Origin of the sequence: Burkholderia sp. IDO3, assembly GCF_003366075.1 — a bacterium.
GTDB lineage: Bacteria > Pseudomonadota > Gammaproteobacteria > Burkholderiales > Burkholderiaceae > Burkholderia > Burkholderia anthina.
The window spans coordinates 3,508,945-3,527,450 of record NZ_CP028963.1; the positions used below are offsets into that span (position 1 = coordinate 3,508,945).

The 18,506-nt window shown below is 67.1% G+C and carries 15 protein-coding genes; 9 read left to right on the plus strand and 6 right to left on the minus strand.

All coding sequences use genetic code 11. The annotated features are described in order from the left end of the window. Nucleotides 1-323: 323 nt before the first annotated feature. The 5 genes from DCN14_RS31240 to DCN14_RS31265 all read left to right on the plus strand — a co-directional run bounded on the left by DCN14_RS31240 (nt 324) and on the right by DCN14_RS31265 (nt 7,837). Nucleotides 324-3,257: an autotransporter outer membrane beta-barrel domain-containing protein gene (locus DCN14_RS31240; protein ID WP_240327366.1), complete on the plus strand. Its 2,934-nt coding sequence runs from the start codon at nt 324-326 to the stop codon at nt 3,255-3,257. 260 nt (nt 3,258-3,517) lie between these two features. Continuing rightward, entirely contained in the window at nt 3,518-4,663 is a 1,146-nt protein-coding gene (locus tag DCN14_RS31250) for a homoserine O-acetyltransferase (RefSeq protein ID WP_096508398.1), read from the plus strand. Further along, on the plus strand, nt 4,660-5,268 hold the full coding sequence (gene metW / locus DCN14_RS31255; RefSeq protein WP_044847830.1) for a methionine biosynthesis protein MetW: 609 nt from the start codon (nt 4,660-4,662) through the stop codon (nt 5,266-5,268). The genes DCN14_RS31250 and metW overlap by 4 nt, the downstream gene beginning before the upstream one ends. A 114-nt stretch (nt 5,269-5,382) precedes the next feature. After that, nucleotides 5,383-6,804 (plus strand): AmpG family muropeptide MFS transporter, encoded by a 1,422-nt coding sequence (locus DCN14_RS31260; protein WP_096508399.1) that lies wholly within the window; start codon nt 5,383-5,385, stop codon nt 6,802-6,804. Further along, nucleotides 6,794-7,837 carry a M48 family metallopeptidase gene (locus tag DCN14_RS31265; protein WP_096508400.1) on the plus strand — a complete coding sequence of 348 codons (1,044 nt, stop codon included), beginning with the start codon at nt 6,794-6,796 and terminating at the stop codon, nt 7,835-7,837. The genes DCN14_RS31260 and DCN14_RS31265 overlap by 11 nt, the downstream gene beginning before the upstream one ends. A gap of 46 nt (nt 7,838-7,883) precedes the next feature. On the opposite strand, the gene DCN14_RS31270 is transcribed toward DCN14_RS31265, so the two are convergent. After that, nucleotides 7,884-8,834: an AraC family transcriptional regulator gene (locus DCN14_RS31270; protein ID WP_096508411.1), complete on the minus strand. Its 951-nt coding sequence runs from the start codon at nt 8,832-8,834 to the stop codon at nt 7,884-7,886. Between the two features lie 228 nt (nt 8,835-9,062). Here DCN14_RS31270 and DCN14_RS31275 point away from each other — a divergent pair, with 228 nt between their 5' ends. Beyond that, entirely contained in the window at nt 9,063-10,115 is a 1,053-nt protein-coding gene (locus DCN14_RS31275) for an NAD(P)-dependent alcohol dehydrogenase (protein ID WP_096508401.1), read from the plus strand. Between the two features lie 107 nt (nt 10,116-10,222). Here DCN14_RS31275 and DCN14_RS31280 read toward each other — a convergent pair whose 3' ends face one another. The 5 genes from DCN14_RS31280 to gatC form a co-directional block, all read right to left on the minus strand. Further along, the gene (locus tag DCN14_RS31280; protein WP_096508402.1) at nt 10,223-10,996 is read right to left on the minus strand and encodes an exodeoxyribonuclease III; all 774 of its coding nucleotides are present in this window, start codon (nt 10,994-10,996) and stop codon (nt 10,223-10,225) included. A 51-nt stretch (nt 10,997-11,047) separates the two neighbouring features. Beyond that, nucleotides 11,048-11,887, minus strand: a complete 840-nt coding sequence (locus DCN14_RS31285) for a polyphosphate kinase 2 family protein (RefSeq protein WP_096508403.1) — start codon at nt 11,885-11,887, stop codon at nt 11,048-11,050. Nucleotides 11,888-12,013: 126 nt separating this feature from the next. Next, nucleotides 12,014-13,486: an Asp-tRNA(Asn)/Glu-tRNA(Gln) amidotransferase subunit GatB gene (gene gatB / locus DCN14_RS31290; protein ID WP_096508404.1), complete on the minus strand. Its 1,473-nt coding sequence runs from the start codon at nt 13,484-13,486 to the stop codon at nt 12,014-12,016. 2 nt (nt 13,487-13,488) lie between these two features. Then, entirely contained in the window at nt 13,489-14,979 is a 1,491-nt protein-coding gene (gene gatA / locus DCN14_RS31295) for an Asp-tRNA(Asn)/Glu-tRNA(Gln) amidotransferase subunit GatA (RefSeq protein WP_096508405.1), read from the minus strand. 66 nt (nt 14,980-15,045) lie between these two features. Further along, nucleotides 15,046-15,345, minus strand: coding sequence for an Asp-tRNA(Asn)/Glu-tRNA(Gln) amidotransferase subunit GatC (gatC, locus tag DCN14_RS31300; RefSeq protein WP_096508406.1), 300 nt, complete (start codon nt 15,343-15,345; stop codon nt 15,046-15,048). A 366-nt stretch (nt 15,346-15,711) separates the two neighbouring features. On the opposite strand from gatC, the gene DCN14_RS31305 reads away from it, so the two are divergent. The 3 genes from DCN14_RS31305 to mreD all read left to right on the plus strand — a co-directional run bounded on the left by DCN14_RS31305 (nt 15,712) and on the right by mreD (nt 18,391). Then, entirely contained in the window at nt 15,712-16,755 is a 1,044-nt protein-coding gene (locus DCN14_RS31305; protein WP_004189550.1) for a rod shape-determining protein, read from the plus strand. Between the two features lie 128 nt (nt 16,756-16,883). Continuing rightward, on the plus strand, nt 16,884-17,882 hold the full coding sequence (gene mreC / locus DCN14_RS31310; RefSeq protein ID WP_096508407.1) for a rod shape-determining protein MreC: 999 nt from the start codon (nt 16,884-16,886) through the stop codon (nt 17,880-17,882). Then, nucleotides 17,879-18,391 carry a rod shape-determining protein MreD gene (gene mreD, locus DCN14_RS31315; protein ID WP_009687274.1) on the plus strand — a complete coding sequence of 171 codons (513 nt, stop codon included), beginning with the start codon at nt 17,879-17,881 and terminating at the stop codon, nt 18,389-18,391. Before mreC ends, mreD begins: the two co-directional genes overlap by 4 nt. Nucleotides 18,392-18,506 lie beyond the last annotated feature (115 nt).

Sequence of the window (18,506 nt, forward strand, 5' to 3'; positions counted from 1 at the left end):
GGGCGCGCGCCCCTTCCCCGGCATCCTCGGCGAACCAGCGCGCCATCGATCCGCATGCCGACGGCATTGTCGTTCTACCCGTCGTGGCTGCATCTCGCCTCTTTCAGGATTCCGTAACCAACCAGGCCGACAACGCTCGCGCCGGATGACTCGCCATGGGTCAACGCAGTACCTCATCCAGGCAGTCGGTTCCGAAGCACCGTCGCGCGTCACGTGTTCTCCATGCCGCCCGTTGGTCTGTTCCGAAAATTCGAACTCGTCCAATATCCAAACCTGCTAAACAAAACTACTTTTCACCTGTTCAAGACAATAAAGGTGATCTGGTGAACCGCAGTTATTTCCTCTCGTCCCGAGCACGCGTGCGCCTGTACGTCGCACATTCGGCCCTGCTCGCCGGTGCGGCGATGTCGTCGCCATCGACTGCACAAGTCACGGGCGGTGGCGCGCAGCAAGCCGACGGCATCGAACTCGAAGTTGCGCCGGGTGAATATTCGACGCACAAGCCCGGCCAAGACGTGCTTTCCGCGATCAACGGCGGCACGCTGACGACCCGCAGCCGGACCCGCATCTTTTCGACCGGCAACAGTTCGGCGGGTGCCGCCGCGTGGGGCAGCAAGTCGCGTGTTGTCCTTCGCGATACCGAAATCCGGACCCGCGGCAGTTCCAGCACCGGCATCGACCTGCGTAACGGCGGTAGCGCATCCGCGGAGCGCGTGTCCATCGATACCGACGGCGACTATTCGCATGGCGCGTCCGTCGACGGCAACAATGCGCACCTCACGCTGTCCGACAGCGTGATCGTGACGCGCGGCAAGGAAGCGAGCGGCATCACGGCGATCCTGGCGCCGGGCGGCACCATCGACGTGTCCGACACGCTGATCCGTACCAGCGGCCTGTTCGGCACCGGCCTGTCCATCAGTTACGGCGGCGTCCGGGCGACACTGACCCGCACCGATATCCGCACGGACGGCGACTATGCGTCGGTGCTGTATCTGCCGAGCTCGTCCACCGTTGCATTCAGCGACTCGTACCTGGAAACCGCCGGCGACTACGCGCTCGGCGTGGACACGCGCGAGGGCAGCGTCGAGCTCGCGCGCACGCGCGTTATCACGCACGGCAAAAGCGCGCACGGGCTTTATGCATCGAAGGAATACACCGATACGCCGGTCGTCGATGCCACCGATACGTTCGTGACCACCACCGGCGCGCGCGCGATCGGCGCGATCGCCCGCCTCGGCGGCAAGTTCTCGATGACGCGCGGCGGCATCACGACGAGCGGCGAGAGCGCGCGCGGCGTGATGTCGGCCGGTACGGACTCCGTCGCGTCGCTCGTCGATACCAGCGTCGAAACCCACGGCAAGGAAGCCGTCGCGCTTTATTCGAGCGCCGGCGGCACGATCGATCTCGTGCGGACCAGCGCGCGCGCAACCGGCGACGGCGCTCATGCAGCGGCCGTCTACGGCGGCACGCTGACGATCGACGACGGCTTGCTGATCAGCGAACGCCACGGCGCGATCGACGCGTCGGACGCGACCATCGTGCTGAAGAACGGCACGCGCGCCATCGGCGGCAACGGCAAGCTGCTGTCCGTGCATGCCGAGTCGGGCGAGCCGGTCAGCCTGACGCTCGACGCCCGCTCCCATGCCGTCGGCGACATCGTCAACCAGCCGACCGACGACGGCAGCCCGACGGATGCCGTGACGGACGTCACGCTCGCCAATGCCTCCACGTGGACCGGCGCGACCGACGTGGTCCGCTCGCTGTCGCTGGACACGAACAGCCAATGGACCGTCACCGGCGACTCGACGGTCGGTTCCGTCTCGCTGAACGATTCGACGATCGCATTCGACACGCCGGCTGCCGACGTGCCACTCACGCCGCGCACGCTCGTCGTCACGGGCGACTATGCGGCCCGCAACGGCAGGCTCGTCCTCCATACGACGCTGCAGGACGATGCATCGCCCACGGACCGCCTCGTGATCGACGGCGGACGCGCATCGGGCGACACCGGCATCATCGTCAAGCGCACCGGCGGCGACGGCGCGCCAACGACCGTCGGCATCCCGATCGTCCAGACCCGCAACGGCGGCACGACGGATGCAGCGGCATTCAAGCTCGACGCGGCCTCGGACGGCTTCCGGCAACGCTTCGGCACGTTGTCCGCCGGCGGCTACGACTACATGCTGGCGCGCGGCGGGCAAGGCGGACAGCCTGACGACTGGTATCTCGTCTCCGCGGCGAAACCCGAACCGCCGATCGAACCGGAAGTCACGCCGCCGCCACCGCCCCCACGCGCCGCCGCACCGGAACCCGACGCGTACATGGCAAACGCCGATGCCGCATCGATGATGGCGATCCATACGCTGCATCAGCGCGACGATCGCTCGCTGCGCACCAGCGCGGCAGGCCCGCTCGACGGCGCGGTCTGGCTGCGCGCCGAGGGCCAGATGACGTCGATGTCGGGCGGCAACCGCAGCGTGTCGGGCAACGGCCGCCTGATTCACGCGGGCGCCGACCTGTTCCGCTTCGGCGACGGTCGCGGCGGCAGCGTGCGCGTCGGTGCGATGGGCATGTACGGCAGCCAGACGAACTGGTCGACGCGCCCGCTGTGGAACCCGCTCGAGCGCCGCATCACGAACGCCACCTCGCGCGGCAGCGTGGCTGGCTACAACGTCGGGCTGTACGGCACCTGGTACGGCAACCGCGACATCCTGACCGGCCCCTACGTCGATACGTGGTTCATGTACGGCGCCTATGCGAACAGCGTCGGCGGCAGCCTCGCGGCCGACTCGTACCGGTCGCGCACCGTCACGGGCTCGGTCGAAACGGGCTATTCGCTGCCGTTCTACGAGCGCGGCGACACGCGTTTCTTCGTCGAGCCCGAAGTGCAACTCGTCGTGTCGGACTACCGCGCGGATGCGCATGCCGCGCCCGGCGGCCGGATCGACGGCCAGGGCGCCACCGACGTGCTGACCCGCGTCGGCGTGCGCGTGCACGGCGTCACTGCGATGTCTGCCGGACGCGAGCTTCGGCCGTTCATCGAGGCGAACTGGTGGCACGGCCCCGGTTCGCGCTCGCTGACGCTCGATCGCAATGCCTTCTCGTTCGCCGTGCCGCGCGACCGCGCCGCCGTGCGCATCGGGGCGACCGGACAGGTGAGCCGGCAATTCTCGGTGTCGGCAAGCCTCGGCGTGGAAGGAAATCTGTCCGACTATTCGGTGGTGAAGGGGCAACTCTCGGCGAAATACCGCTGGTAACCCCGCCGGCGGCCCGCGGGGTGCGAAATCCGCACCCCGCGGAATTCCGCTATACTTTGCCGACTGCCGCCTCCTTGGCGGCAGGTCGGAAGCGCGCCGATTTGCTGACTCGATTGCGGGCGCGCGAACCGGCCGGGCATGGATGTGTATCTTTGTCCCGGCGGTTCACTACAAATGCGGCTAAAGAGGTCGTCAGCCGCGCACCTTCGCCTCCGCGCATCGCCGACACCATTTAGCCGCCCAGTCATAAGGCGGAACGAATGGAATCGATCGGCATCGTCGCTCCACAGACCATGCACTTCGCCGAACCGCTGCGCTTGCAAAGCGGCAGCGTGATCGGCAACTATCAGCTCGTCGTCGAGACGTACGGCGAGCTCAACGCCGCGCGCTCGAACGCGGTGCTCGTCTGCCACGCGCTCAACGCGTCGCACCACGTCGCCGGCGTCTATGCGGACGATCCGCGCAGCACCGGCTGGTGGGACAACATGGTCGGCCCCGGCAAGCCGCTCGACACCAACCGCTTCTTCGTGATCGGCGTGAACAACCTCGGCTCGTGCTTCGGCTCGACCGGCCCGATGAGCGTCGATCCGTCGTCCGGCAAGCCGTACGGCGCGCGCTTCCCGGTGGTTACCGTCGAGGACTGGGTGCATGCGCAGGCGCGCGTCGCCGACGCGTTCGGCATCGAGCGCTTCGCCGCCGTGATGGGCGGCAGTCTCGGCGGGATGCAGGCGCTCGCGTGGAGCCTGATGTATCCGGAACGCGTCGCGCACTGTATCGACATCGCATCGACGCCGAAGCTGTCCGCGCAGAACATCGCGTTCAACGAGGTCGCGCGCTCGGCGATCCTGTCCGATCCCGACTTCCATGGCGGCGACTACTACGCACACGACGTGAAGCCGAAGCGCGGCCTGCGCGTCGCGCGGATGATCGGCCACATCACGTACCTGTCCGACGACGACATGGCTGAGAAATTCGGCCGTGCGCTGCGCCGCGCGGACGGCGCGCTCGACGCGTACAACTTCAGCTTCGACGTCGAGTTCGAGGTCGAGTCGTACCTGCGCTACCAGGGCGACAAGTTCGCCGACTACTTCGACGCGAACACGTACCTGCTGATCACGCGCGCGCTCGACTACTTCGACCCGGCCAAGGCGTTCGACGGCAACCTGACCGCCGCGCTCGCCCACACGCAGGCGAAATACCTGATCGCGAGCTTCTCGACCGACTGGCGCTTCGCGCCGGCGCGTTCGCGCGAGATCGTGAAAGCGCTGCTCGACAACAAGCGCACGGTCACCTACGCGGAAATCGACGCGCCGCACGGCCACGACGCGTTCCTGCTCGACGACGCGCGCTATCACAACCTGCTCCGCGCGTATTACGAACGAATCGCCATCGAGGTGGGTGCATGAACCAGCAAGCGCTGAACTCCCTGTCCGCCCGTGCGGACTTCCGTGCGATCGCCCGCTGGGTCGAACCGCGTGCGACCGTGCTCGACCTCGGCTGCGGCGACGGCTCGCTGCTGTCGCTGCTGTCGGAAGAACTGGACGTATCCGGCTACGGGATCGAACTGAACGATGCGGGCGTGCTCGCGAGCGCGAAGAACGGGATCAACGTGATCCAGCAGAACCTCGAGGACGGCCTGCGCCTGTTCGAGGATCACAGCTTCGATTTCGCGATCCTGTCGCAAACGCTGCAGACGATCCACCAGACGGCCGCGATCCTGCGCGAAACCGCGCGCGTCGGGCGCGAGTGCATCGTGTCGTTCCCGAACTTCGGCTACTGGGCGCACCGGCTGTCGGTGCTGCGCGGCCGGATGCCGGTGTCGAAGTCGCTGCCCTACCAGTGGCACAACACGCCGAACGTGCGGGTGCTGACGATCAAGGATTTCGAGGCGCTCGCGCCGGAAGTCGGCGTCACGATCCTCGACCGCATCGTGCTGCACGAAGGCCAGCCGATTCGATGGGGAGCGAACTGGCGTGGTAGTCTTGCTGTCTACCGCGTCAAGCGCAGCTGAGCCAGGGGGCCGTTGACGGGAGATCCGGCCCGCACATGCGTGCGACCGCCCCCTGCGCGGTCCGCGCCGCCTGCGCTGCCGCCGCAATCAGTCAACGCTACCCAGTTCCTGTCCATGTCGAAAACGCCACACGAGGCGCCCGCACTCACCGCTCACGAGGATCACCCCGGCTGGCGCGCCTATCTGAACACGCACATGCTGATCTGCGTGTTCCTGGGCTTCACGTCCGGCCTGCCGCTCTTCACGCTCGTCTACCTCGTGCAGGCATGGCTGCGCTCCGAGGGCGTGAACCTGAAGGAAATCGGCCTGTTCGCGCTGATTCAGTTCCCGTATACGTGGAAGTTCCTGTGGGCGCCGCTGATGGACCGCTACATCCCGCGCCTGCCCGGCTGGCGGCCGGGCCGCCGGCGCGGCTGGATGCTGTTCACGCAGGTGCTGGTCGCCGGTGCGATCGCCGCGCTCGGCTTCGTGTCGCCGCGCGACTCGATCTGGACGGTCGCCGCGCTCACGACGCTCGTCGCGTTCTTCGGCGCGAGCTCCGACATCGTGATCGACGCGTATCGCCGCGAACTGCTGCGCGACACCGAGCAGGGCCTCGGCAACGCGGTGCACGTGAACGCGTACAAGCTCGCCGCGCTGATCCCGGGTTCCCTGGCGCTGATCCTGTCCGATCACATGCCGTGGGACGTCGTGTTCGCGCTCACCGGCGCATTCATGCTGCCGGGCATCCTGATGACGCTGGTGGTGCGCGAGCCCGAAGTGGTCGGCGCGCCGCCGCGCAACCTGCGCGACGCGATCGTGCTGCCGTTCCGCGAATTCATCCAGCGCGATGGCTGGGCCGGTGCGCTGCTCGTCATCGCGTTCATCTTCCTGTTCAAGATCGGCGACACGATGGCGACCACGCTGTCGACGTCGTTCTTCCTCGACATCGGCTTCACGCGCACCGAGATCGGCATCGTCGCGAAAACCACCGCGCTCGTCGCGAGCGTCGCCGGCGGCATCGTCGGCGGCGTGTGGCTCGTGAAGATCGGGATCGGCCGCGGGCTGTGGATCTTCGGCGCGCTGCAGATGGTGTCGACGCTCGGCTTCGCATGGCTCGCGCAACTCGGCCCCGGCTCGCCGGTGCTCGCGATGCTGTACGACTTCACGGTCTCGACGAGCCACGCGATCGCGGCCGGGCTATCGGTGTTCGGCATCGCCGTCACGCCGCAATTCAGCCCGATGACGGTCGCGCTCGCGATCGTCTATGGCTTCGAAACCTTCACGACGGGCCTGACGATGGCCGCGTTCGTCGCCTATATCGCGAGCACGACCGACCCGCGCTACACGGCCACGCAATTCGCGTTGTTCACGAGCCTCGCGTCGGTGCCACGCACGCTCGCGTCGGCCGCAAGCGGCTTCATCGTCGCGAAGATCGGCTGGTTCGACTACTTCATCGCGTGCACCGCACTCGCGATCCCCGGCATGCTGCTGCTGTTCAAGATCGCGCCGTGGAACGGCGTCGCACGCAACGGCGAGGCCCGCCGTGCGCAGTGATCGACTGCATGGCCTGGCACGCATCGCCGCGTCGCTGAGCGTCGGCATCGCGGCACTCGCGACCGGAAGCGCGCATGCGGCCGACGCAAACGCGACCTCGGCAGGCTCCGCACCGGCCACCGCGCCCGCTTCGCCGTCCACGCCGGCGGCACCCGCTACGCCGTCCGCGGCCGAAGCCGCGCAGCCGACCGGTGCGGCCGCGTCCACGAAAGCCTATACGCCGACACCGCAGCAAGTCCGCTACGGCAACGCGATCGCGTTCCGCACGCTGATCCCGTCAACGCTGCTCGAACAGCTCACCGCGACCGAATACGCGCAAATCGTGCAGGCAGCCGCCGACAGCAGCCGCCTGCTGCCCGAGAACCAGCCGCGCGTGAAGCGCCTGCGCGCGATCGTCGCGAAGCTCGCGCCGTATTCGGTGAAGTGGAACGATCGCGTGAAGAACTGGGCGTGGGAGGTCAATGCGATCCGCTCGCGCGACATCCGCATCACCTGCCTGCCGGGCGGCAAGGTCCTCGTGTACGGCGGGATGCTCGACCGCGTGCGCCTGAACGACGACGAATTCGGCGTGCTGCTCGCGCATGGCATCGCGCATGCGCTGCGCGAGCACGCGCGCAGCAATTTCAGCACGACGTCGCAAACCTCGCTGCGCGCGGCCACGCTGCCGCCGCTGTTCGGCGTCGGCGACCCGCTGCCGCAGGCCCTGAACCTCGGCGCACGCCTGCAGACGCTGCGCTACGACCCGACCGACGAAACCGAAGCCGACGTGATCGGCGGCGACATCGCCGCACGCGCGGGCTTCGATCCGCGCGCGGCGATCACGCTGTGGGACAAGCTCGCGGCCGCGACGCGCGCGGACAAGGCGACGGGCTTCATCTACCTGCACCCGTACGGCGCCACGCGGCGCCAGGATCTGCTGAACCGCCTGCCCGACCTGATGCCGCTGTACGCGAAAGCGGTCGGCAAACGCGTCGACGCGCTGCCCGACTACGCGGGCATCAGCGCGCAGCGGCGCAAGGTCGTGCGGCGCTGAGCGCCGCATCCGGCGTTCTGCATTCGGCGGCGCACGGCGTCCGGCACTACGCGCGGACGACCGATTCGACCGGCCGGCTTCCGGCGCCGCTTTCGCGCATCGCACGCACTTCGTCACCCGGGCTGCGGCCGAACAGCCGCTTGAACTCGCGGCTGAACTGCGACGCGCTCGCATAGCCGACCCGCGCGGCGGCGGCCCCCGCCCCGACGCCGTCCTGCACCATCATCAACCGCGCCTGGTGCAGGCGCGCGGCCTTCACATACTGCATCGGCGACGTCGCGGTCACGTGCTTGAACTGCGCGTGGAACACCGCGAGGCTCATTCCGGCCTCGCGCGCGAGCGTCTCGACGTCGAGATCGGCCGTCAGGTCCGCATGGATGCGCCGCAGCGCCTTCGCGATGCGGCCGAAATGATGCTGCTGAACGAGCGCCGCGCGTATCGCGTCGCCCTGCGCGCCGGTCAGCACGCGATACGCGATCTCGCGCATGATCGCCGGCCCGAGCACGCACGTATCGTGCGGCGACGCGAGCGCTTCGAGGAGGCGCACCACCGCGTCGGCAAGCGGCGCATCGAGCGGTGTCGAGTAGACGCCGTGAGGCTCGCTGACCGCGGCGCCGAGCGTCTCGTCGAGCAGGATCGCGAGTTCGGCGATCACCGCGAGATCGACGCGGATCGAGATCGCGAGAAACGGCTCGTCCATGCTCGCGAAGGTTTCGCATTCGAACGGCAACGGCACCGACAGCACAAGATACTGCTGCGCGTCGTAGACGAACGAGCGCTCGCCGAGATAGCCGAGCTTGCGGCCCTGGCACACGACGATGATGCTCGGCTCGTACAGCACCGGCATACGCGGCACCGGCCGGCTCACGCGGATGAAGCGCACGCCGTCGAGCGCCGCCAGCGTGTCGCCCTCGTTCGGCGCGAGGCGCGCATGCAGCTCGATCATGCGGCGCCGCACGCGGTCGCCCGAGTCGTCGAAAAGGGGCTGGAAGCTCATCGGCGTCATCCTGTCCTGCAAGAGAATCTGGCTCGCAATGTAGCACCCTGAAACCGTTTTGACGGCCGCTCGCGTGCAATTCGAGAGGAATAGGCAAATCTTCGAGACCTTCGTGTATTTCGCCGCGGCCGCGCGCTCCTTACGATGGGCACCTGTCTCGCCGCACCGCCACATGGTGCGGCGGCAGTCTGTTTCGCCGGATGTTTTCCCGGACAAGGAGCCCCCTGCATGAGCACAACTTACGCTTACGCGGCGACCGATGCGCGCTCGCCGCTCGCCCCGTTCGAATTCCAGCGCCGCGCGCTGCGCGACCTCGACGTCCAGATCGAGGTGTTGTACTGCGGCGTTTGCCACTCGGACCTGCACCAGGCCCGCAACGAATGGCGCAACACGATCTACCCGGTCGTGCCGGGCCATGAAATCGTCGGCCGCGTGACCGCGACCGGCCCCCAGGTATCGCGCTTCAAGGTCGGCGAGCTGGTCGGCGTCGGCTGCCTCGTCGACTCGTGCCGCACCTGCCCGAGCTGCGAGGAAGGCCTCGAGCAGTATTGCGAGAACGGCTTCGTCGGCACCTACAACGGCCAGGATCGCGTGACCGGCGACGTCACGTACGGCGGCTACTCGACGCAGCTCGTCGTCGACGAGGCATTCGTGCTGCGCGTGCCGGAGACGCTCGACCCGGCCGGCGCCGCGCCGCTGCTGTGCGCGGGGATCACGACCTATTCGCCGCTGCGCCAGTGGAACGTCGGCCCCGGCAAGAAGGTCGGGATCGTCGGCCTCGGCGGGCTCGGCCATATGGGCGTGAAGCTCGCGCGCGCGATGGGCGCGCACGTCGTGCTGTTCACGACGTCGCCGTCGAAGATCGAGGACGGCAAGCGGCTCGGCGCGCACGAAGTGGTGATCTCGAAGGACGAAGCGCAGATGAACGCGCACCTGAACAGCTTCGACTTCATCCTGAACACGGTCGCCGCGCAGCACGACCTGAATCCGTTCCTGCACCTGCTCAAGCGCGACGGCACGATGACGCTCGTCGGCGCGCCGGAGCACGACCACCCGTCGCCGCAGGTGTTCAACCTGATCTTCAAGCGCCGCCGCCTCGCGGGCTCGCTGATCGGCGGGATCGCGGAGACGCAGGAAATGCTCGATTTCTGCGCGGAACACGGGATCACGTCGGATATCGAAACGATTCCGATGCAGCAGATCAATGCCGCTTACGAGCGGATGCTGAAGAGCGACGTGAAGTACCGGTTCGTGGTGGACATGGCGTCGCTCAAGCAGTAAGCGACGCGCCAGACGAAACGGGCCGCATGTTCGACATGCGGCCCGTTTTGCATCCGGCGACCGGCAGGTTCGACTGCGGTGCGCGTCATGCCGCACCGCGTCGACGATTACTTCTTGTAGTCGTAATCCACCGTCAGCGGCGCGTGATCGCTGAACTTGATGTCCTTGAAGATCGACGTGCTCTTGGCGGTGCCGGCCACGCCCGGCGTCGCGATCTGGTAATCGATCCGCCACCCGACGTTCTTCGCGTATGCCTGGCCGCGGTTGCTCCACCACGTGTACTGCTCCGCGCGCGGGTCGAGCGTGCGGAACACGTCGACATAGCCGACGTCGTCGAACAGTTGCGTGAGCCACGCGCGCTCTTCCGGCAGGCAGCCCGAATTCTTCTGGTTGCTCTTCCAGTTCTTGATGTCGATTTCCTTGTGGACGATGTTCACGTCGCCGCACAGGATCACCTCGCGCTTTTTCTTCAGCTCGGCCAGGTGCGGCATGAACTCGTCCATGAAGCGGTACTTCGCCTGCTGGCGCTCTTCGCCGCTCGAGCCGGACGGCACGTACACCGACACGACCGACAGCTTGCCGTAGCGCGCCTCGACGTAACGCCCCTCGGAGTCGAATTCGCTGCTGCCGAAGCCGATGATCACGTCATCGGGCTCGTGGCGGCTGTACACGCCCGCGCCGCTGTAACCCTTCTTCTCGGCGTGGTGGAAATAGCTCCTGAAGCCGTGCGGCTCGACGAATTCGGCCGGCAGGTCGTCGGCCGACACCTTGATTTCCTGCACGCACACGCAGTCGGCGTTCTGCTCGCCGAACCATTCGAAGAAGCCTTTCTTCGCGGCGGAGCGGATGCCGTTCAGGTTGGCGGTAATCACTCGCATCATGTCGGGTTCCGTTGTTCAGTTCAGTTCGATGTTTTTTTACAGGATCGCAGCCTAGCGGATCTTCACCCCGTCGAGCTCCGGCTTCGGCGGCGGGAATTCGAGCTTCATGTCGGTCATCGTGCGCAGCAGCAGTTCGGAGATCATCACGTTGCGGTGCGTCTTCGAGTTCGCCGGAATCACGTACCACGGCGCATGCTCGGCCGACGTCGCGGCGAGCGCGTCGCGGTACGCCGACTGGTACGCGTCCCAGTGCTTGCGCGCGTCGAGATCGGAGATGTCGAATTTCCAGTGCTTGGCCGGATCGTCGATGCGCGCCTGCAGCCGCTCGCGCTGCTCGTCCTTCGAGATATGCAGGAAGCACTTGATGATCGTCGTGCCGTTCTCGGCCAGCATCGTCTCGAAATCGCGGATCTGCCGGTAGCGGCGCTCGCATTCCTTGTCGTCGATGAGGTCGAGCACGCGCGGCACGAGCACGTCTTCGTAGTGGCTGCGGTTGAAGATCGCGAGTTCGCCCGCGGCCGGCACCTGCGCATGCACGCGCCACAGGAAGTCGTGCGCGGCCTCGATCGGCGTGGGCGCCTTGAACGGCACGATGCGCAGGCCGAGCGGATCGACGTCGCGGAACACCGCGCGCACGGTGCCGTCCTTGCCGCTGGTGTCCATCCCCTGCAGCACGAGCAGCACGCGCTTCTTCTGCTGCGTGTGCAGGCGCTCCTGCTGCACGTCGAGCGCCGTCGACACGGCGGTGAGCCGTTCGCGGTCGGCGTCCTTCGAACCCGACGAGAACGGCTTCGCGCCCGGATCGAACGCATCGAGCTTGAATCCGGCAGCTTCCTTCTCGCGCGTGCCGTACGGCACGCGGAAATCGTCGAGCGACGGTTGTTTCGCCATTCGTTCCTCCGTTGGACGGTGTGGTGCGCACGTGCACACGATAACGCATGCACCAAAACGACGGGCCGCCCCGAACAGGTTCGGCGGCGGCCCGTCGTCAAGCGCGGTTCAGGCGCGCGCCCATGTTCAGCCGAGCTTCTTCTTCAGCAGTTCGTTGACCTGCTGCGGATTGGCCTTGCCCTTCGTCGCCTTCATGGCCTGGCCGATCAGCGCGTTGAACGCCTTTTCCTTGCCCGCGCGGAATTCCTCGACCGACTTCGCGTTCGCCGCGAGCACCTCGTCGATGATCGCTTCCAGCGCGCCGGTGTCGGAGATCTGCTTCAGGCCCTTCGCGTCGATGATGCGGTCGGCCGCGCCTTCGTCGGTTGCCTGCTCGTCCCAGATCGTCGCGAAGATTTCCTTCGCGATCTTGTTCGAGATCGTGCCGTCGGCGATGCGCTGCAGCACCAGCGCGAGCTGGGCGGCCGAGACCGGGATCGCGTCGATCTCGATGCCGTCGCGGTTCAGTTGCGACGACACGTCGCCCATCAGCCAGTTCGCGGCGATCTTCGCGTTCGCCGCGCCGGCCTTCGCGACCACCGATTCGAAATACGCGGCCATCGCCTTGCTCGACGTCAGCACGCCCGCGTCGTACGCGGACACGCCATATTGCTCGGCGAAGCGCTGCTGCATCGCGGCCGGCAGCTCGGGCATCCCGGCCTGCACGCGCTCGACCCAGTCCTGGCCGATCACGAGCGGCATCAGGTCGGGATCGGGGAAGTAGCGGTAGTCGTGCGCGTCTTCCTTGCTGCGCATCGAACGCGTCTCGCGCTTGTCCGGATCGTAGAGGCGCGTTTCCTGCACGACTTCGCCGCCGTCCTCGATCAGCTCGATCTGGCGACGGACCTCGTAGTTGATCGCTTCCTCGAGGAACCGGAACGAGTTCAGGTTCTTGATCTCGGCACGCGTGCCGAACTTCTCCTGGCCGACGGGGCGCACCGACACGTTCGCGTCGCAGCGGAACGAGCCTTCCTGCATGTTGCCGTCGCAGATGCCGAGCCACACGACGAGCGCATGCAGCGCCTTCGCGTAGGCGACGGCCTCGGCCGCGCTGCGCATTTCCGGCTCGGTGACGATCTCGAGCAGCGGCGTGCCCGCGCGGTTCAGGTCGATCCCCGTCATCCCGGCGAAGTCTTCATGCAGCGACTTGCCCGCATCTTCCTCGAGGTGCGCGCGGGTCAGGTTGACGGTCTTCTCGTACGCTTCCTTGCCGGCCTTTTCGTTGGCGGGCACCTGGATCGTGATCTGGCCGCCCTGCACGACCGGAATCTCGTACTGGCTGATCTGATAGCCCTTCGGCAGATCGGGGTAGAAATAATTCTTGCGCGCGAAGATGCTGCGCGGCGCGATGGTCGAGCCGATCGCGAGGCCGAAGCGGATCGCGCGCTCGACCGCGCCGCGGTTCAGCACCGGCAGCACGCCCGGCAGCGCCAGGTCGACCGGGCAGGCCTGCGTGTTCGGCTCCGCGCCGAACTGCGTCGACGCGCCGGAGAAAATCTTAGAGACGGTCGACAGTTGCGCGTGCGTCTCGAGACCGATAACGACTTCCCACTGAGTCATGCTTACACCCCCGCCGGAACTTGCTTGTGCCAGTCGGTCGCGCGCTGGAACGCGTCCGCGACCTGCAGCATCCGGGCTTCGTTGAAATAGTTGCCGATGATCTGCAGGCCGACCGGACGCTTCGCGTTCGCGCCCGCGCCGAAACCGCACGGCACGCTCATGCCGGGCAGGCCGGCGAGGCTCACCGACAGCGTGTAGATATCCGCGAGATACATCTGCACCGGATCGTCGCCCTTCGCGCCGAGATCCCATGCGACCGTCGGCGACGCCGGGCCCATGATGACGTCGCAGGACTTGAACGCTTCCTGGAAATCCTGCGCGATGATGCGGCGGATCTTCTGCGCCTGCAGGTAGTACGCGTCGTAGTAGCCGTGCGACAGCACGTAGGCGCCGACGAGAATCCGGCGCTTCACCTCGGGGCCGAAGCCTTCGGCGCGCGACTTCTTGTACATGTCGAGCAGGTCGCCGTACTGCGCGGCGCGATGGCCGAAGCGCACGCCGTCGAAACGCGACAGGTTCGACGACGCTTCAGCCGGTGCGATCACGTAGTACACGGGGATCGACAGCTCCGTCTTCGGCAGCGATACGGGCACGAGCGTCGCGCCGAGCGCTTCATATTGCTTGAGCGCCGCGTCGATCGATGCGCGCACGTCGTCGGCGAGACCGTCGCCGAAATATTCGTTCGGCAGGCCGATGCGCAGGCCCGCGAGCGGCTTGCCCGCGTCGTTGCCGGCCGCCCACGGCTGGCCAAGGTGGCGCGTGAAGTCTTCGTCGTCGTGCTCGAGGCTCGTCGAGTCGCGCTCGTCGAAGCCGGCCATCGCGTTCAGCAGCAGCGCGCAGTCCGACGCGCTCTGCGCCATCGGGCCGCCCTGGTCGAGCGACGACGCGAACGCGATCATCCCGTAGCGCGACACGCGGCCGTAGGTCGGCTTGATGCCCGTCACGCCCGCGAACGACGCGGGCTGGCGGATCGAGCCGCCGGTGTCGGTGCCGGTCACGGCCGGCGCGAGGCGCGCGGCGACGGCGGCCGAGCTGCCGCCCGAGCTGCCGCCCGGCACCGCATTGGTGTCCCACGGGTTCTTCACCGCGCCGAACGCCGAGTTCTCGTTGGACGAGCCCATCGCGAACTCGTCCATGTTGGTCTTGCCGAGCGTGACCATGCCGGCCGCCTGCAGGCGGGCGACGACGGTCGCGTCGAACGGGCTCTCGTAGTTCGCGAGCATCTTCGAGCCGGCGGTCGAGCGCCAGCCGCGCGTGACGAACACGTCCTTGTGCGCGATCGGCAAGCCGGTCAGCGCGCCGCCCGCGCCGCGCGCGAGCTCGGCGTCGGCGGCCTTCGCCTGTGCGAGGGTCAGATCGGCGTCGACATGGACGAACGCGTTCAGGTCGCGAGCCGCGTCGATCCGTTTCAGGTAGAGCTGCGCGAGCTCGACGGCCGAGCATTCCTTGGCGGCGAGCGCGGCGCGCAGTTCGGTCAGGCTTTTTGCGTGCATTGAGTGGTTTTCCTGGGAATTCTGGGTCGCGCGCAGCGCAGGGCCGGCGCGCTTGTCAGCGAATGCTTACTCGATCACCTTCGGCACGAGATAGAGGCCGTCCTGGACGGCCGGCGCCGGACGCTGGTTGTCGTCGCGATTGACGACTTCCGTCACGGCGTCGTCGCGCAGGCGTTGCGCGACTTCCTGGATCTGTTCGATCGGGTGGGCGAGCGGCGCGATGCCGGCGGTGTCGACCGCCTGCATCCGCTCGACGAGGCCGAAGAATTCGTTGAGCTGGCCGAGCGTATGCTCGGCGTCGGCGTCGGCCATTTCGAGTCGCGCCAGGTGCGCGATGCGTTTCACATCGGTCAGGGTCAGGGCCATGCGATCACCGGAAAAACAAGACTGCGCAACACCTCGAAAACAGCGTTGCGGCGGGGGGTTGGAGGGTGCGATCCCACCCTCAAAAATCGGGGCCGAAGCGGCAAAAATACCGCCCGTTTCGATTCAAATACCGTGAAATTATAAGGTATCATTACGCGTTCGACCCAAACCCGGCAGCCTTTTCCCGCACCGTTTCGCCCCACTTCGGCAAGCCGTGCGTGCTTCGTGCGCCCCCGGTAGACATCACTCGCAGCTTCGTGCGCCGCGGCGGCCGCTTCCGCCACGCTTCCCGAGGCTGTTATTTTTTCCGCTGCCGCCCTCAGCGCTCGCTATGCAGGGCCGGCCCAGAGCGAAACAGGATTCTGAATGTTCGGTTTTTTGCGCAGCTACTTCTCCAACGATCTCGCGATCGACCTCGGCACCGCAAACACCCTGATCTACATGCGCGGCAAGGGCATCGTCCTCGATGAGCCGTCCGTCGTGTCGATTCGCCAGGAAGGCGGCCCCAACGGCAAGAAGACGATCCAGGCGGTCGGCAAGGAAGCCAAGCAGATGCTCGGCAAGGTACCGGGCAACATCGAGGCGATCCGCCCGATGAAGGACGGCGTGATCGCCGACTTCACCGTCACCGAGCAGATGATCAAGCAGTTCATCAAGACGGCGCACGAATCGCGCATGTTCTCCCCGTCGCCGCGCATCATCATCTGCGTGCCGTGCGGCTCGACCCAGGTCGAGCGCCGCGCGATCAAGGAAGCGGCACACGGCGCCGGCGCCTCGCAGGTCTACCTGATCGAGGAGCCGATGGCGGCCGCGATCGGCGCGGGCCTGCCGGTGTCGGAAGCCACGGGCTCGATGGTCGTCGACATCGGCGGCGGCACGACCGAAGTCGGCGTGATCTCGCTCGGCGGCATCGTGTACAAGGGCTCGGTGCGCGTCGGCGGCGACAAGTTCGACGAAGCGATCGTCAACTACATCCGCCGCAACTACGGGATGCTGATCGGCGAACAAACCGCCGAAGCGATCAAGAAGGAGATCGGCTCCGCGTTCCCGGGCTCCGAAGTCAAGGAAATGGAAGTGAAGGGCCGCAACCTGTCGGAAGGCATTCCGCGCAGCTTCACGATCTCCAGCAACGAAATTCTCGAAGCACTGACCGACCCGCTGAACCAGATCGTGTCGTCGGTGAAGATCGCCCTCGAGCAGACGCCGCCGGAACTCGGCGCCGACATCGCCGAGCGCGGGATGATGCTGACGGGCGGCGGCGCACTGCTGCGCGACCTCGATCGCCTGCTCGCGGAAGAAACCGGCCTGCCGGTGCTCGTCGCGGAAGACCCGCTCACGTGCGTCGTGCGCGGCTCGGGCATGGCGCTCGAGCGCATGGACAAGCTGGGCAGCATCTTCTCGTACGAGTGATGGTCTAAGCAGTCCCGTTTGATATGACGCACCCGCGGCGTGGCCGGATCGCTCGTTCAGAACGAACCGCCACGCCGTTTGCGCGTCTGAGCATTATTTAACCGATCACCACGCGCCCGGCGCCGACCATGGAATACAGTCCGCCGCCCCTCTTCAAGCAAGGTCCGCCCGCGCTCGCGCGGCTCATCTTCTTCGTCGCACTCGCGATCGCGCTCCTCGTGTCGGACGCGCGCTTCAGCACGCTCGAAATCGTCCGCGGCGTGCTGGGCACCGTGCTGTACCCGCTGCAGCGCGCGGCGCTCGTGCCGCGCGACCTGTTCATGGGCGCGGCCGACATCGCCGTCACGGGCGCATCGCTGCGCCACGAGAACGACGCGCTGCGCAAGCGCAACCTGCAGCTGTCCACGCAGGCCAACCAGGCCGCCGTGCTCGCGCAGGAGAACGTGCACCTGCGCGCGGTGCTCGAACTGCGCCAGCACATCGCGACGCAATCGACGCCGGTCGAGATCCAGTACGACACCAGCGACCCGTTCACGCAGAAGATCGTGATCGGGCAGGGTTCGCAGCAGGGCATCCAGGACGGCGCACCGGTCGTCAGCGAAGACGGCGTGATCGGCCAGGTCACGCGCGTGTTCCCGCTGCAGGCCGAAGTCACGCTGATCACCGACCGCGACCTCGCGATTCCCGTGCAGGTGCTGCGCACCGGCCTGCGCAGCGTGATCTACGGCACGCCGAAGGGCGACTCGCTCGACCTGCGCTTCGTGCCGACCAGCTCCGACCTCCTCGTGGGCGACGAACTCGTCACGAGCGGCCTCGACGGCGTCTACCCGCCGGGCCTGCCGGTCGCGAAGGTCGTGCGCGTCGACAAGCTCGCCGACACCGCATTCGCCCGCGTGACCTGCGCGCCGATCGCCGCCGTGCGCGGCGCGCGCCAGATGCTCGTGCTGCACTACCAGAACGACGCCCCGCCGCGCCCGGCCGATCCCGATCCGGCCGCCGACAAGAACGCGAAGGGCGCCAAAAAGGGCGCGAAGGCTGCCGCAAAAAGCGAGAAGGCCGCCGCGAATGCGAAGCCGGCCGCCGCGCCTGCGAAGCCCGCGGCCGGGCAATCAGGAGCCCAGCGATGAACCGCCCGCAATACATCCTGCAGCCGGTCAACCCGTACTTCATCGTCTTCAGCCTCGCCGCCGCGTTCCTGCTGAACCTGATGCCGTGGGGCCGCCTGCCCGGCGTGCCCGACTTCGTCGCGCTCGTGCTGCTGTTCTGGAACATTCACCAGCCGCGCAAGGTCGGAATGGGCGTCGCGTTCGCGCTCGGCATCCTGATGGACGTGCATGACGCGGGGCTGCTCGGCGAGCACGCGCTCGCCTATACGCTGCTGTCGTACGGCGCGATCACGATCCACCGGCGCGTGCTGTGGATGCCGATCGGCGTGCAGGTGCTGTATGTAACGCCGCTGCTCGTCGTCGCGCAGCTCGTGCCGTTCGTGATCCGCCTCGTGATGGGCGCCGCGTTCCCCGGCTGGCGCTATCTGGTGGACGGCTTCGTCGAGGCCGCGCTGTGGCCGATCGCGAGCCATCTGCTGCTGATGCCGCAACGCCGCCCGGTCGATCCGGACGATACGCGCCCCATCTGAGCCGCGCCGCCAGGACCGACCTTGAATACCCGCCGCCCCCAAGCCCGCCGCGCGCCGCGCTCCGGGGCCGCCCGTCGCCCGCGCCCGCTCGCCGCGCACGGGCCAGATCGAACGT

Bases quoted from the DNA above. Each gene is read 5' to 3' on its own strand.
- DCN14_RS31250 (WP_096508398.1), top strand. From the start codon at position 3,518: ATGGAATCGATCGGCATCGTCGCTCCACAGACCATGCACTTCGCCGAA.
- metW (WP_044847830.1), top strand. From the start codon at position 4,660: ATGAACCAGCAAGCGCTGAACTCCCTGTCCGCCCGTGCGGACTTCCGT.
- DCN14_RS31260 (WP_096508399.1), top strand. From the start codon at position 5,383: ATGTCGAAAACGCCACACGAGGCGCCCGCACTCACCGCTCACGAGGAT.
- DCN14_RS31270 (WP_096508411.1), bottom strand. From the start codon at position 8,834: ATGAGCTTCCAGCCCCTTTTCGACGACTCGGGCGACCGCGTGCGGCGC.
- DCN14_RS31275 (WP_096508401.1), top strand. From the start codon at position 9,063: ATGAGCACAACTTACGCTTACGCGGCGACCGATGCGCGCTCGCCGCTC.
- DCN14_RS31280 (WP_096508402.1), bottom strand. From the start codon at position 10,996: ATGATGCGAGTGATTACCGCCAACCTGAACGGCATCCGCTCCGCCGCG.
- DCN14_RS31285 (WP_096508403.1), bottom strand. From the start codon at position 11,887: ATGGCGAAACAACCGTCGCTCGACGATTTCCGCGTGCCGTACGGCACG.
- gatB (WP_096508404.1), bottom strand. From the start codon at position 13,486: ATGACTCAGTGGGAAGTCGTTATCGGTCTCGAGACGCACGCGCAACTG.
- gatA (WP_096508405.1), bottom strand. From the start codon at position 14,979: ATGCACGCAAAAAGCCTGACCGAACTGCGCGCCGCGCTCGCCGCCAAG.
- gatC (WP_096508406.1), bottom strand. From the start codon at position 15,345: ATGGCCCTGACCCTGACCGATGTGAAACGCATCGCGCACCTGGCGCGA.
- DCN14_RS31305 (WP_004189550.1), top strand. From the start codon at position 15,712: ATGTTCGGTTTTTTGCGCAGCTACTTCTCCAACGATCTCGCGATCGAC.
- mreC (WP_096508407.1), top strand. From the start codon at position 16,884: ATGGAATACAGTCCGCCGCCCCTCTTCAAGCAAGGTCCGCCCGCGCTC.
- mreD (WP_009687274.1), top strand. From the start codon at position 17,879: ATGAACCGCCCGCAATACATCCTGCAGCCGGTCAACCCGTACTTCATC.